The sequence below is a fragment of the Rubrivivax sp. A210 genome, assembly GCF_904426505.1.
In the GTDB taxonomy this organism is placed as follows: domain Bacteria; phylum Pseudomonadota; class Gammaproteobacteria; order Burkholderiales; family Burkholderiaceae_C; genus Rubrivivax.
In genome coordinates, this window is sequence record NZ_CAJGBN010000012.1 from 453,185 (window position 1) to 466,817 (window position 13,633).

A 13,633-nucleotide genomic window follows, 5' to 3' on the forward strand; every position below is an offset into this window, starting at 1 on the left:
CAACGCAGGCAATCCGGCCCACAGGGTCGCCTTGAAAGGGTCTGCTCAAAGTGGCGCATAGTGGCGCGTCATTGGCGGCGGGCAGGAACCAGCCGCCACCCAGATTCCGCTCTGGAGGAACACATGATCGAGACGTATGCAGGCCAATCGCCGATTCCAAAAGCATGCTTTTAGTTCGACAAAACACCCGTCCCTCATTTCATTGCCAACCACAATGTAAACTATCCACCATTTCGGATGACTGATCGATCCATTGAAATGGCCGTGGCCGACGAATTTCTGAAACAATATCAGAGAGACGATGTCATGGAAATTGGCGCAACAACGCCATATTATTGGCCACATCGAATACCAAATATCGTCGACCCCACAGACAAGCACCCTCTCGTGAACATTAGAAGAGGTTTCATGGATGTCGAGATTGCCAATACGCCCGCCATCCTGTCGATCTCGACATTCGAGCACATAGGTCTTTCCGATTATGGCCTGCCTGAGGATCCGGCAGCCGTATCGGCCGCGCTGGCCAAGCTGCTGGCCGAAGGCCACGATTTTCTCGTGACCATACCAGGCGGCTACAATCCGACCCTGGACAGGCTGATACCAAAGGCCCGCGCGGGCAACGGCTTTGAAGTGTATTACTGGGAACGCCCAGTGATTGGCAACGAGTGGGTTTGGACCGACCCAGCAAGCATCGATATCGAAAAACTGAAATATGGCCCATTCTGGGCCAACCAGTTATTCATATTGCACCGCGGCCAGCCGCTTTTTGCCGGCACAAAGTAGAGGCCCTGCTCGACACCCCCGGGAACGCCTTTCGCCGGGTGTACTACGGCCTTCAACGCTGACGCCGCAGCACCGGGCGGCGCCGGCGGGCTTCAGCCAGGAAGCCGGGTGGTTTTAGGCACGGCCCAGCACGGACTTCCAGATGTCCAGGTGCTTTTCAGTGTACTTGGCCCAGGTCCAATCCTTGACCGGGTTGTATTCAAGACGCCTGAATATATTGTCCAGGTCTTCCTGGGTGCGGAATGGATAGTCGACCGGCAAGTCCTTCTGCCAATCCTGCACGCTTGAGATGGTTCGAATGCCGGCCTGTGAAGCGTCGAGGATGCTCTGGGCCATGCAATCCTCATCGCCGGTATACAGCACAAAATCCGCCCGCTCCAGGATCACCTTGTAGGTATCCATGTCGAAATCCGGCCGGTACTTGATGTCGAAACCCTCGCGGGCCAGTGGAGCCAGGACATACTCCCAGCCCTTGCCCATGACCAGAAAGGTGAAGCTCGATTTGTCTATCACCTTGCAGACCTCGGCCAGCATCCACTCCCGCTTGCGCTTGTCAGGGTACACGTTGGAGAGAATTGCGACGTTCTTCGGCCGCCTGGGAATGCTGTCATGGGCCGGCAGAACATAATCCAGCTTGCCGACTCCGAAACCATTCAGGTAAGACATCATCGTCGGCGAGAAGCAGATCCCGACATCGGCCGTAGCCATAATCTCCCGAATTCTCTCAATCTTGGAATCCGTGCCCTGGGTAAAATGGGTGATCATCACCGTATTGATGGTGTCCACATACTGGTATGGCCCGTAGTTGATGTGGTGGTTCACCGTCGCATCCGGGTCCGGCAGCGCCTTCACCGTGCATTCGACGCCGAGCTTGTCCAGCTCGGTCTTCATCGCCTGCGCATACTTTGACAGAATGCCAACGATGGCCAGCCCTTCCTCGTAATTGACCAGATTGACTCTCATGCTGATTTCCTTGCAATGTTGCGGCCACCGCCGACATCAATAACCACAATCAAGTTTGCGAGCAAGGGCGTCTTGTCGCCGCCCAAGCGCCAGAATATTGAATCTAGCGTGGCACAAAGCCAGCGCGGAATGCCGATCTTGGCATAGGCGAGCAGCGGCCTGACCCGGCTGGCATCCTCGATGTGGGCCTTGAAGGCACCGGTCTGCGCCAGCAGCCCGGCAATGATTTGGCGCGTGTAATAGTGTCGATGCGTGGGATCGACATAGGGCCGGTAGGTGACCCTCGAATCCGGCAATGACAGATCGTCTTCCTTCGGAATGGAGAGTATGACATTGCGCGAGGCAATCCTGATCATCTCCTGCAGAGCGCCAACATCGTCTTCGATGTGCTCGAGGACATTCCAGGCGATGACGCTCTCGAACTGCTTGTCGGAAAACTGCCTCAATTCGGTGCCGCAGTGAAACTCGCAGTCTGGATGGGCTTTCCGCGCCGCCTCCACATGCGCCGATTCAGAGTCGATTCCAACCGCCGGGATGCCCGTGCGGTTGAGAAACGCGACGAGATTACCCGTGTTGCAGCCGATATCAAGCGCCGAGCCCTGGCAGAACCGAAGAATGTGATTGCACTTCCACGCGTCCAGGGCGCCATCGTACTTGAATGGCTCAGCAGACATCGGCCGTCTCCATCTGCACGACCTTGCATACCCTTTCCACGAATGAATTCGGTATGGTGTAGTAAGTCGGCAAGGTAATGCCGCGATAGGCCACGCCGATGGAGCAGGCGCAACGATGCCTGACGTACTGCTTGTAGATATCCATCTGATGCAGCGGATAGAACATCGGGCGCGTCTCGATGTTGTTTCTGGCGAGCCTGGCCATTACCTCATCCCTGTGGCGGGCGAGGCAGGTATAGAGCCAGACCACCGGCTTGATATTGCTGGGCGCGCACCTGATCTCGATGCCGTCCACGCCGGTCAGCTGTTCGTCATACCAGATACCCACGTTCCGCCGGCGCCGCAGTATGTCGTCGATTTCTTCCAGCTGGGCCAGCCCGAGCGCCGCCTGCGGATTGGTCATGCGGTAGTTGTAGCCAACCACATCGTATTTGTACTTGTTATTCTTGTTCATGCCGTGATCCCGCATCACCAGCATTTTTTCGTAAACCTCGTCATCGTCGGTGGTACACATGCCACCTTCGCCGGTGGTGATGATCTTGTTACCATAAAAGCTGAATGCCCCGATGTCTCCGAGGCTGCCGACTTTTTTTCCCTGGTACTCGGCGCCATGCGCTTCGGCCGCATCCTCGATAATTTTCAGTCCGTACTCCACGCCGATGGCGGCTATCTCACTCATATTACACGGATAGCCGTACAGGTGGACAGGGATGATCGCCCTGGTTTTTGAGGTGATGGCTTCCCGAATCCTGGCCGGAGATATGTTCCAGGTGTCGGGGTCAATATCGACGATGACCGGCGTGGCCCTGGCATGCAGCACCGCATTGATGGTCGCGGCGAACGTCAAGTCCGGCACGATGACTTCATCGCCCTCGCCGATATTCAGGCTCAGCAGTGCGAGATGCAGCGCCACCGTGCCGTTGGTGACGGCCACGGCGTGCTTGGTGCCCACAAAGCGGGCAAAGGCGCGCTCGAAGTCGGGGATGAAGTGGCCCCTGGAACTTATCCAGCAACTGTCGAAGCACTCGTCGACATACAGCCGGGCCTTCTTGCCCAGGTAGGGCTCTATGAGTGGAATCGTCTGTTCGATCATCATGGCATTGGCCTTTGCGCGCCCGGCTGCCCGGCGCCAGCGGCCACGCCATCCCGCAGTTCCGTTGGAGCGCAGACCAACCGCGCACGAGGATTCGCCCAGGCGCAGGGGGTTCTGACTGCCGAACTGCGCATGGCGCCGGCGGCGCCTTGCGGGAACTGGATCGGAAGAGTGGCCACGGCTCAGGCTCTTTGGCTACAGTGCCACGAGCCTATGCGAGGCGTGGCCCGCCGATGGCCTCATTAGGCGTGCTTGCCGGCCCCAATTCGGCCTGTCGCCAGCCGCCAGCGCATGCACCATGGCAAGCCAACGGACGAAGGCGCCGCGGCAACTGCAGCGCCAGCCATGCCATGAAACCCACCCTCCCCGAGCTCGCCCCCCTGCGCATGGACGCGGTCGTGAACTTCGCTTCGCACAAGTACTGGGGCGTGAGCGATCCGGTGCGATTTCGCGCTTTGCTGGATGAGGCGCGGTCGCTGGTCACTTCAGGCCACTTCCTGGGCGACAACCTGTTCACCTGGGGGCGCAACAACTCGCTGTTCGAGGATGGTCCTTTCCGCGCCGCCTGGGAGGGCAACATCCAGAACGACGCCGACCATGCCATCGCCTGGCGCCGCTACATCCTGGCCTGCGCCGGCTTCCACTGCGTGCAGCTCGAGGGCGACTTCGTGGAGTGTGGCGTCTACACCGGCACCGGCATCAAGACCGTGATGGACTATCTCGGCGGGCCGGCCTTCCCCAAGACCTACTGGGGCTTCGACACCTTTGACTACAACCCCGTGCCCGGCCACAAGTTCGAGGGCCAGGAAGAAGGCTTCCACCAGAAGGTGCAGTCGCGCTTCGCGCAGTACCCGCAGGTGCGTCTCATCAAGGGCTTCATTCCCGATTCCTTTGCCCAGGGCTGCCCCGACAAGGTGGCCTATCTGCACATCGACCTCAACAACGCCGCCGGCGAACTGGCGGCGCTGGAGGTTCTGTTCGACCGCGTCGTGCCGGGAGGCATGGTGGTGATGGACGACTACGAATGGGCCGGCACCTACCGCCCGCAGAAGCAGCAGGAAGACCCGTGGTTCGCGGCCCGCGGCTACCGCATCTTCCCGTTGCCCACGGGCCAGGGCTTCCTGATCAAGCGCTGATCCCGCCATGCTGGTGATCTACACCGTGCTGGTAGGGCCCAAGGAGCCGCTGAACAACCCCCTTGCCGATCTGCCCAAGGGCACATCGACCGACCTGGACATCGACTTCGTCTGCATCACCGACGACCCGGCGCTGCATTCCGACGTCTGGCGCTTCGTGCCGCTCGCCACCCGGCACCTGCCGCCCGAGAAGCTTTCGCGGCGCCCCAAGGCCCTGCCGCACGATTACTTTCCCGACGCCAGCCACAGCCTGTACCTGGACAACACGGTGCGCCTGCGGCGGCTGCCTCAGGCGGCCGACCTGCACACCGAGCGGCCCTACCTGTTGCGCGCCTTCCGCCACCCTTCCCGCACCACCATGCTGGACGAGGCCGACGCGGTGGCGGCCCTGGGCTATGACGACGTCGACACCCTCTGCCGCCAGATCGACTTCTACGCCAGCCTCGCGGCCCTGGACAGCCTCACGCCGTTGACCGCGGGCACGGTGCTGCTGCGCTCGCACCATCACGAGACCGTGCGTCGCTTCGGCCAGCTGTGGTGGGAGACCCTGCTGGCCTTCTCCAAGCGCGACCAGTTGGCGCTGGACTTCGCGGTCCGGCAAAGCGGCGCCGAGATCGACTACCTACCTGGCGCCACGCACGACAACGACCTGCTGCACTGGCAGGGCTCGATGGGGCCCAAGCGGGTAAAGGCCAATTTCGACGCCCCGCTGTATGCCTGGCGGCACCGCCAGGACCCCGCGGCCCAAGCCGATCCCAGGGCACACTTTCTCGCCCACGACGAAAGCCACGACCGCTACCAGCGCCGCGTACCCTTGCTGGAATATGTGTGCCACCGCCAGCACAGCAGCCTGGGCCGGCATGTCGCGCCGCGGCGGGGCATGGCCGGCGCGCTGGAAGACCTGCTGCTGCCGCACCGGCGCCGGGGAGGTTGCCGCTACCTGATGGTGCTGGTGCAGGGCAGCCGCACACCCTGCGCCTTTGCCGCCGATGAACTCGCCAGCGCACAACGCGCCATCAGCATGGTGATGGGCCAGGGCGCCGTGGGTTCATCGATCGAGGTCCAGGCAGCCGAACTCGCGGGCTCGGCCATGGCCTACGGCGCCCAGAATCTGGCCTTCGACCTGATCGTGGTGCTGGGGGCCGAGGGCGAGCATCTGGCCGCCACCACGCAGCGCTTCGTGCGCCTGCTCGCGCCCGAGCGGGGCAGCCTGGTGCTGGCGCTGGCCAGCCCGGTCGCGCTGGAAGAGGCGCTGCGCGCCCGCGCCCTCATCGGCAGCCATGCGGCAGCGCCCGTGCGGGCCGCGCTGCAGGGCTCGCGCCACGACGACCTGGATGGGGGGCTGGACCACACCGTGGTCGGGTTCTCCTACGGCCCCGCCTGATGGACCGGGTGAGCCCCATGCCGCCGGCACCCGAAGCCGTCGAACGCCAGCTTCCCGCCGACGACGCTGCACCGCGTCGGGGCCGCTTCCTGCTCATCGAGCCCTGCGGGCGCGACTTCTGGCTCAACGTCCAGCACGTCGTGGCCCAGTTGCTGGTGGCCCAGCTCGATGACCGCCGGCCGGTGGTCCACTGGCCCCTGGATCAGGCCGCTGGCGCGGGCGCACCGGGCAATGCCTTCGAGCACTTCTTCGAGGCCGTGAGCCCGCTGAGCCTGGCCATGCTGGTGGACGCCACCGAAGCCGGTTCGGTTTACCCCCCTGCATGGCGCACCCGGCGCCCGGGGGCCGCGCCCGCCGCCGTGCGCCTGCCGCCGCCTGGGCCGCTCGGACGCAGCGAAACGCTGGTGGTGAGCGACCGCTATCTCGGCGTGGGCGACATCCTGCCGTCGATCTCCGGGTCGTCGCCCTATTTCGGATGGACCGAAGACAGGATCCACGAGTCCATCCTGGCCAGCCAGCTGCGCCCGGTGCCGGCCATCGTGCAGAAGGTCGAGGCCTTCGCGCGCCAACGCCTGGCCGGGCGGCCCTGGGTGGCGGTACACGTTCCAGGCCGCCAGGGAAGCGCGCCTGCGCAGGCCCGGGCCGGGCTGTTGGCGCAGAGCCTGTCCTTCGTCGACCGCATCGTCGAGCTCAATCCGCGCATCGGCGTCCTGTTGCTCAGCGCCGACAGCGAGGCGATTGCAGGCTTCGGCAAGCACCATGGCGCACGCCTTGTCTGCCCCGCGGCCGAACGCCCCGGCGCGCTGGACGGCGCAAGGCCGCCGGGCTGGGCCGACCGCGCCGGTGCCGAGGCCCAGCTGATCGACGCGCTGCTGGCCGCCCGCTGCCACTACCTGGTGGGCGATCAGGCGGGCGGACTCTCGCAGATGGCCTCACGCCTGCGGAGCTGGCCCCGGGGCCAGGTCTTCCTGCTGGGCATGCCGCCAGACGCGGAGGGCGCGTTGCCGCCGCCATCGCCGCGCGACTCCGATGCCCCGCCCGGCGCGGCCACGCAGGCCTGCTGCCGCCTGTGCGGGGGCGCGCTCGATGCCGCGCCGGGCCCGGGCCTCGGCCAGCGCCGCGGGGCGGCGCTCTACCGTTGCGCGGCCTGCCACTCGCTCCAGGCCGGGCCGCCGCAGGAGCCTGGCCATGCCGGCCCGGGCCTCGCGGCGGCCATCGACACCGGGCGGGCCGCCCGCACCCTGGCCCACGCCGGCGTCGTGCCGGCCCTGCTCCAGGCCCTGCCGTTCCGCCAGGACCGGCTGGCGCTGGACATCGGCAGCGGCCTCTTCACCCGCCTCATGCGGGACGCCGGCTACAACTTCCATTGCCTCGACAGCCAGGCCGCCGCCGAGTTCGCCGCCGGCTTCCGGCGCGACGGGCCGAGCCCCGCCTTCGACCTCGTCACGCTGCGCGAAGGACATGGGCTCGGCGCCGATCCGGCACGGCTGTGGCAGCAGGTCTTCGCCTGCGACCCCGATCTGGTGATCGGCGAACTGGGCGCCAGGGCCGACACCTGGAACGACCCCTGGAACGACCCCTGGAACGATACCCAGCACGGCACCCGCCCCGAGCATGAGGAGCCCGGCGCCCCGGCGCCGGACTTCCTGTATTCGCGCGCAGCGCTGGACAGCCTGGCCCAGCGCGCCGGCCGCCAGGCCTATCACTTCGGCAACTGGTTCATCTTCAGCCGGCGACGCCTTGGCGACACCGTGCTCGGCCGGCTGCAGGCCTGGCACGACGGCCTGCCCGCCCACGCGCAGCGGGCCTCGGTGCCGCCGTCGCCGCACAGCCGCACGCAGGCCGCCGCCGACCTGCAAACCGTCACGGCCTTCGAGCGCCTGCGCGCCAGCGGCCTCTCGATTGCCATCGACGGCGTGTTCTTCTGCTTCACCTCGGGCATTGCGCGGGTCTGGAAGAGCCTGCTGCAACACTGGTCGGTCAGCGATCTGGCGCCCAGCCTGGTGGTCATCGACCGCGGGCGCACCGCGCCCCGCCTGCCCGGGCTGCGCTATGTCGACGCGCCGCCCTATGACTACGCCCGCATGGTCCAGGACCGCGCCCTCATGCAGCAGATCTGCAATCGCGAGCGGGCGGGGCTGTTCGTGTCCACCTACTTCACGCAGCCGCTCACCACGCCGAGCGCGCTGATGGTGCACGACATGATTCCCGAGGTGATGGGCTTCGACCTGACCAATCTGCAATGGGTAGGCAAGCGGCTGGCCATCGCATCGGCCCAGGCCTTCCTCTGCGTCTCGCACAGCACCGAGGCCGACCTGCTGCGCTTTCATCCCCAGGCCCGCAGCCTGCGCCGGCGCGTGGTCCACAACGGCTGCAGCTTCGAGCCGGCCGACGCCGTCGACGTGGCGTCATTTCGCCAGCGCCATGGCATCACGCGGCCGTACTTCATGGTCTCGGGCAGCCGCACCGACTACAAGAACGTCGAACTTTTCTTCCGCGCCTTTGCCCGCCTGGGCGACGAGCGCTCGCGCCTGGCCATCGTCTGCACCAATGCCAATGCGGCCCTGGAGCCCGAGATGGCCGCGCTGACGGGCGACGCGGCGGTACACATGCTGGTGCTCAGTGACCATGAGCTCCAATGCGCCTACAGCGGCGCCCTGGCCCTGGTCTACCCCTCGCGCTACGAGGGCTTCGGCCTGCCGGTGGTGGAGGCCATGGCCTGCGCCTGCCCGGCCATCACCTGCCGCAACAGCTCGCTCGGCGAGGTCGGGGGCGAGGCCGCGCTCTACGTCGGCGAGGACAGCATCGACGAGATGCACCAGGCGCTGCGGGACGTGCAGGTGCCCGGCACGCGCTCGGCACTCGTGGCCCTTGGCCTGGCCCAGGCGGCGACCTTCTCCTGGACCAAGATGGCGCGCGAGGCGGGGCTGGCCCTGGCCACCTGGGCCGTCGACCTGCCTGGCCCCGTCTGACCCGGCCTGACCCGGCCCCGGCTGCGCGCCGGGGGCTACGGACTCAGCGGCGCTGGTGCAGCACGAAATTGTGCGAGCGCGCGCTTTCGGCGCCCAGCAAGACGGCAAAGCCCGCCGGCCAGGCCTTGAGGCTGGAGACCGCCAGTGAGACGTTGGACTCCTGGTTGCCGACGAAATAGCTGCAGCGTGCCGCCAGCAGCGCGTCGACGAGCACCTCCTCGCCCATCGTGCGCCCGGGGTGGCCCTGCATGTGGACGCCGTCGGGCGTGCTGCTGCGCCGGGCCGGCGTGACCAGCACCCTGGCGCCGTAGCGTTGCAGGTAGGCCTGGTGAAGCTCCACCGAATCGGTCAGCAGAAACAGGCCGATCGAGGGGTTGAGTTCGACGATGCGGTCGACAAAGGGGAAGTAGCCCTGATTGGTCTGGTTCAGTGCGCCCGACTCCAGGATCTTGTCGGTGCCGCGCACATGGACGGCCACCCACGGACGGCCTTGCATGTGCTCGGCGTGGAAGGCATCCACGCGCGCCTGGATCGCGGGAACCGGCCTGAGGTAGCGGGCGAAGAGCTCGCGGTAGATCTGGTCGTCGCTCTGGCCGTGGTAGCGCGAGCCCGTGCCTATCCAGGGCTGGATCGAGCTGACCGTGGCGTAGAAGTCCGACACCACCAGGGTTTCCTCGCGCCCGAAGAAATACGGTGCCGCCAGGCGCGCCCCCGGCCCATCCCACTTGTCGCGATTCTCGGCCGCGAGTTCACCGTCCTGCCACTTGGCCGGGTAGACCGTCACCTGCCGGGCAATGTCCAGCAACATGGGCAGGCTCAGCGGGCTCACGGCCTCGAAAAAGTGTTCGAAGGCATTGGCGGGCGTGCCGTCGCCGAACAGGCTGTTCGAACCCCAGTGCACCACCGGCCTGCGCCCGGTCAGCTCGGCCAGCAACAACTGGCCCAGCACATGGTGGACGTCGCTCCAGAAGCCGAAGCCCCAGGCCTTGATGAGCATGAACCGGCCTGAACGGGCCCGTTCGGCCTCGGAGGGTTCCACCAGCTGGAAGTCAGGCGCCAGGCCGTAGCCTCGCGCCACCTCGCCGAGGAGTCCGGCCACGGAGTCGGGATCGGCGCCCCGGCGGACCAGGCGGCGCAGGTGAAGCTCTGCCTGCGGGTAGTTCTTTTGCGCCAGCATCGCCGTGCCGGCCTCGAGATCCTTGTCGACGGCGGCGGCGGCCGGTGGCGGCAGGGCCTGCACCGGCCGGCCGGCCAGGCCCAGCAACACGTCCTCGAGCTTTCTGCAGAAGCCGTCGGTGTCGAACAGGGGATGGGTGGCACGGTTGGCCGCCAGCTTGGCCTTCACCGCGGCCAGGCGGCTGCGGTCGGACACCAGGTCGACGACCAGATCCTCATAGGCGCTCAGCGAGTTGGCGATGAGCTCGGGCAGGCCGATGGCGTGGAGCAGGCTGCCGGCCACCCGCGACTGGAAGGCATGGCCCTCGAAAGTGACCACGGGAAGGCCCACCATCAGCGCGTCGGCCGCCGTGGTGTGGGCGTTATAGGGCGAGGTGTCCAGGAAGACGTCGGCCAGCCGGTAGCGCGCCAGGTGGTCTTCCACCAGCGGCACGCGGGGTGCAAAGACCAGCCGCGCCGGGTCCACGCCGTGAGCCTGGGCCTGCTGGCGCAGGTTGGCCGTGGCCAGTTCGTTCTGCGCCACCAGCCACAACACGCTCGATTCCAGCCGCCCGAGGATGCGCATCCAGGCCGCGAACATGGCCGGATTGATCTTGAAGGCATGGCAGAACGAGCACAGCACCGGCCCGGTCTCGGGCAGGCCGCATTCAGCCCGCGTGGGCGTGCGCTCCGCGGGCGCGAGGCTGGCGTCGGTGGGGAGGTAGGCGTCGGGCAGGTAGGCGATCTTCTCGCTGTAGAAGGGCTGGTGTTCCGGCGGGATCACGTAGCGGTCGGCCAGCAGGTAGTCGAAGTGCTCGCTGCCCAGCGTGCCGGGGTAGCCGAGATAGGTCATCTGCACCGGCGCCGGCCGGTGGACGAAGACGTCGACGCGGGTATCCGAGGTGTAGCCGGCCAGGTCGATCAGCACGTCGATCTCGTGCGCGCGGATCAGTTCGGCGATCTGCCGCCCGCCGCGGCCCCGCACGTCGATGAAGTGGTCGAAGGCCTTGCGGATGCGCCCGCGCAGGCGGCTGCCGTCCTCGATGCCCACCGAGTAGGCGAAGGTCTCGACGCGCGTCCTGTCGTGGCGCTCGAAGATGCCCGCCATCAGGTGGCCCACGGGGTGCTCGCGCAGGTCGGGCGAGATGTAGGCCACGCGCAGGCGAGGGTGGGCATAGGCCTCGCCCTGCCACAGCGCAGGCCCCTTGCGGGGGAAAAAGTGGCCGGCGTACACCTGGGCCGCCAGGAACTGGTCTTCGGCCCGGTCGGAGATCGCCATCAGGGCCAGCGTCAGGCACACCTTGCGGTTGTTGCGCACCCCCTCCACCACCTGCGCCGACAGGGCCGCGTGGTCGGTCCAGTCGCAGATATGCACCATCTCGTGGCACAACTGGCCCAGGCCATAGGGATAGCCGGGGTTGATCGCCAGCAGGCGCCTGAAGATGTCGATGGCCTCCTGGCTGCTCTTGGTCTCGGTGAGCAGGATGCCGGCATTGGAAAGCGCCAGCTCGTGCTTGGGATTGATCTCGAGCACCCGCTTGAAGCGCTCCAGCGCCTCGAGGTGGCGGTGCATCTCGCGCAGCATGACACCGCTGTTGACCAGGGCACTCAGGTGCTCGGGGCTGAGCTCCAGCGCCTTCTCGTAGCTGCGCAGCGCCTCGTCCATCCTGCCCAGCGCATGCAGTGCCTTGCCGCGCGCAAACCACATCGGCACGAAGCCTGGCGCCGCCTTCACGCCCCTTTCGATGCAGTCCAGCGCCTCTTCGGTGGCCTGCGAATTCATCAGCAGCACGGCCAGCGAATACAGGGCCACCGGCTCGTCGGGGCTGCGCGCGAGGATGGCCCGGAAGGCCGCCATGGCCCTGGCGTCCAGGCCCTGGTTCTGCAGCTTCAGGGCCTGGGCGACGGCCGCGGCCTGGGATTTGGGGGCGCGTTGTGAGGGCATCGGCTTGGGCGGGCGCGGGCGCGGCCCGGATTTCTGAGGCGCTTGGGCGCTTGCGGTCACGGTCTGGCTCCGGACGATAGGGGGAACGGACCCGAGGCAAGGCCCGGGCAGCGACGGCGATGCTTCATTTCAACCATTCGAGCACTCCGCGGGCCAGCGACAGCAGGTTGGCATTCAGCTGCTGGCCGTCGGTGATGGCGTTGACATGGCTGATGCGCAGGTTGTAGTGCTCGGCCTCGGAGCCCATCACGTCGAACAGGCTGCGGCGGCCGAGTTGCTGCCACTGCTGCAGCGTGTAGTTGCGCACCTGCTCGCTGTCGCGCAGCACCATGCCCAGGCGGCGCGAGCGGTCGAAGCTGGCCTGCGTCTGCTCATGCACCTCGGCGGCGCGAAAGCGGCGCGCATCCAGCGCATCGGCGCGCTGCAGCTCGGCGGCGCGCGCACGCTTGCGCGCCGCGTCGCTGGCCGGTGCCACGCCGGGATTGAGCAGCGGGATGTTGACGGCCACGCCCAGCGAATAGCTGCTGTTGCGCGTGCTGCCGGTCGAGCCGCCGGCGCCCGCGGCCGAGGAGCCGTTGACGTTCCAGCTCACCTGCGGCTTGCTGCCGGCGGCCACCGCCTGCGCATAGCTGCCAGCGGCACGCGCCTGGGCCTCCAGCGCGGCGATCTCGCTGTTGTGCTCCAGCTCGGGCAGCAACTGCTCGAGCGCCGGCACCTGCAGCAGCAGCGTGCTCATGCCCTGCACGCTGGGCAGGCCGTCGCCCACCAGGCGGCGCAGCCTCACCTCCACCTGGCGGGCCTGCGACACCGCCTGCGCCTGGGCCAGCTCGGCCTGCTGCAGCGTCTTGCGCGCCTGCACCAGCTCGCTGGCGCGGCCACGGTCGGCACGCACGATGGTCTCCAGCGCCTCCAGCAGGCAGCTCATCTTGCGCACGTACTGGCCGTAGACCACCACATGCTGGCGGTAGCGGCTGCGCTCGAGCGCCAGCGAAACCGTGTTGAGCGCCAGCTGCTCGCGCGCCGTCAGGTGGCCCTGGCGCGCCGACTCGGCGAGCTGGGTGCGCCAGTCGGTGAGGCGGTCGATGCGGCCGCCGTCGTAGAGCAGCTGGCTCACGCTGATCGAGGCGCGCAGTTGCAGCGCCGAGGTCTCTGTGCCCGCCAGCGACTGGGAGCCGCCCGGCCCCAGGCCTGCATTCAGGCTGGCCTGGACCTGCTTGCCAGCGGCCGTTTCCTCGATGTCCTCCTGCGCCGCCTCGGCCGACAGGCGGGCCGCGCCGATCTGCTGGCTGCGCTCGAGCGCGTCGCGCACGAGGGTCTGAAGATTCACGCGCGGATCGACCGGCCTGGCTTCGACCGTCCTCACGTCCCCCGCCGCGGGCACGGCGGCAGCGTCGGGATCGTAGGCATCCTCGTCGACGCAGCGCGCCAGCGCAGGAAGCGCCTGCAACGCCAGGCTGGCGGCCAGCGCGATGGCGCCCAGGCACAGGTGCGGCCGACGGGCGAAATAGGGGCGGGGCATCATGGCGGC

At 66.9% G+C, this 13,633-nt stretch carries 9 protein-coding genes; 4 read left to right on the forward strand and 5 right to left on the reverse strand.

All coding sequences use genetic code 11. The annotated features are described in order from the left end of the window. Positions 1 to 258 precede the first annotated feature (258 nt). Complete coding sequence (locus JMV16_RS10800; protein ID WP_201494237.1) at positions 259 to 783, forward strand: hypothetical protein; 525 nt, start codon at positions 259 to 261, stop codon at positions 781 to 783. Positions 784 to 897: 114 nt separating this feature from the next. Here the strand turns inward: JMV16_RS10800 and JMV16_RS10805 are convergent, their stop codons facing one another. The 3 genes from JMV16_RS10805 to JMV16_RS10815 are packed head-to-tail and all read right to left on the reverse strand — an operon-like array spanning position 898 to position 3,516. Beyond that, positions 898 to 1,746, reverse strand: a complete 849-nt coding sequence (locus JMV16_RS10805; RefSeq protein ID WP_201494238.1) for a hypothetical protein — start codon at positions 1,744 to 1,746, stop codon at positions 898 to 900. After that, positions 1,743 to 2,420, reverse strand: coding sequence for a class I SAM-dependent methyltransferase (locus JMV16_RS10810; RefSeq protein ID WP_201494239.1), 678 nt, complete (start codon positions 2,418 to 2,420; stop codon positions 1,743 to 1,745). The genes JMV16_RS10805 and JMV16_RS10810 overlap by 4 nt, the downstream gene beginning before the upstream one ends. Beyond that, a complete protein-coding gene (locus JMV16_RS10815) occupies positions 2,410 to 3,516 on the reverse strand; it encodes a DegT/DnrJ/EryC1/StrS family aminotransferase (RefSeq protein WP_201494240.1) in 1,107 nt (368 codons plus the stop codon). The genes JMV16_RS10810 and JMV16_RS10815 overlap by 11 nt, the downstream gene beginning before the upstream one ends. Before the next feature lie 347 nt (positions 3,517 to 3,863). Between JMV16_RS10815 and JMV16_RS10820 the strand changes: the two genes are divergently transcribed. The 3 genes from JMV16_RS10820 to JMV16_RS10830 are packed head-to-tail and all read left to right on the forward strand — an operon-like array spanning position 3,864 to position 9,005. Continuing rightward, positions 3,864 to 4,649 (forward strand): TylF/MycF/NovP-related O-methyltransferase, encoded by a 786-nt coding sequence (locus JMV16_RS10820; RefSeq protein ID WP_201494241.1) that lies wholly within the window; start codon positions 3,864 to 3,866, stop codon positions 4,647 to 4,649. A gap of 7 nt (positions 4,650 to 4,656) precedes the next feature. Beyond that, positions 4,657 to 6,033 (forward strand): glycosyltransferase domain-containing protein, encoded by a 1,377-nt coding sequence (locus JMV16_RS10825; protein ID WP_201494242.1) that lies wholly within the window; start codon positions 4,657 to 4,659, stop codon positions 6,031 to 6,033. Then, on the forward strand, positions 6,033 to 9,005 hold the full coding sequence (locus JMV16_RS10830; protein ID WP_201494243.1) for a glycosyltransferase: 2,973 nt from the start codon (positions 6,033 to 6,035) through the stop codon (positions 9,003 to 9,005). Before JMV16_RS10825 ends, JMV16_RS10830 begins: the two co-directional genes overlap by 1 nt. 43 nt (positions 9,006 to 9,048) lie before the next feature. On the opposite strand, the gene JMV16_RS10835 is transcribed toward JMV16_RS10830, so the two are convergent. Both JMV16_RS10835 and JMV16_RS10840 read right to left on the reverse strand, forming a co-directional pair. Next, positions 9,049 to 12,105, reverse strand: a complete 3,057-nt coding sequence (locus JMV16_RS10835; protein ID WP_201494244.1) for a tetratricopeptide repeat protein — start codon at positions 12,103 to 12,105, stop codon at positions 9,049 to 9,051. Positions 12,106 to 12,229: 124 nt separating this feature from the next. Next, positions 12,230 to 13,627, reverse strand: a complete 1,398-nt coding sequence (locus tag JMV16_RS10840; protein ID WP_201494245.1) for a TolC family protein — start codon at positions 13,625 to 13,627, stop codon at positions 12,230 to 12,232. Positions 13,628 to 13,633: the final 6 nt, after the last annotated feature.

What these genes read in the sequence shown, in the direction of transcription:
- JMV16_RS10800 (WP_201494237.1), top strand. Translation starts at nt 259, where the DNA reads ATGGCCGTGGCCGACGAATTTCTGAAACAATATCAGAGAGACGATGTC.
- JMV16_RS10810 (WP_201494239.1), bottom strand. Translation starts at nt 2,420, where the DNA reads ATGTCTGCTGAGCCATTCAAGTACGATGGCGCCCTGGACGCGTGGAAG.
- JMV16_RS10815 (WP_201494240.1), bottom strand. Translation starts at nt 3,516, where the DNA reads ATGATGATCGAACAGACGATTCCACTCATAGAGCCCTACCTGGGCAAG.
- JMV16_RS10825 (WP_201494242.1), top strand. Translation starts at nt 4,657, where the DNA reads ATGCTGGTGATCTACACCGTGCTGGTAGGGCCCAAGGAGCCGCTGAAC.
- JMV16_RS10805 (WP_201494238.1), bottom strand. Translation starts at nt 1,746, where the DNA reads ATGAGAGTCAATCTGGTCAATTACGAGGAAGGGCTGGCCATCGTTGGC.
- JMV16_RS10820 (WP_201494241.1), top strand. Translation starts at nt 3,864, where the DNA reads ATGAAACCCACCCTCCCCGAGCTCGCCCCCCTGCGCATGGACGCGGTC.
- JMV16_RS10830 (WP_201494243.1), top strand. Translation starts at nt 6,033, where the DNA reads ATGGACCGGGTGAGCCCCATGCCGCCGGCACCCGAAGCCGTCGAACGC.
- JMV16_RS10840 (WP_201494245.1), bottom strand. Translation starts at nt 13,627, where the DNA reads ATGATGCCCCGCCCCTATTTCGCCCGTCGGCCGCACCTGTGCCTGGGC.
- JMV16_RS10835 (WP_201494244.1), bottom strand. Translation starts at nt 12,105, where the DNA reads ATGCCCTCACAACGCGCCCCCAAATCCCAGGCCGCGGCCGTCGCCCAG.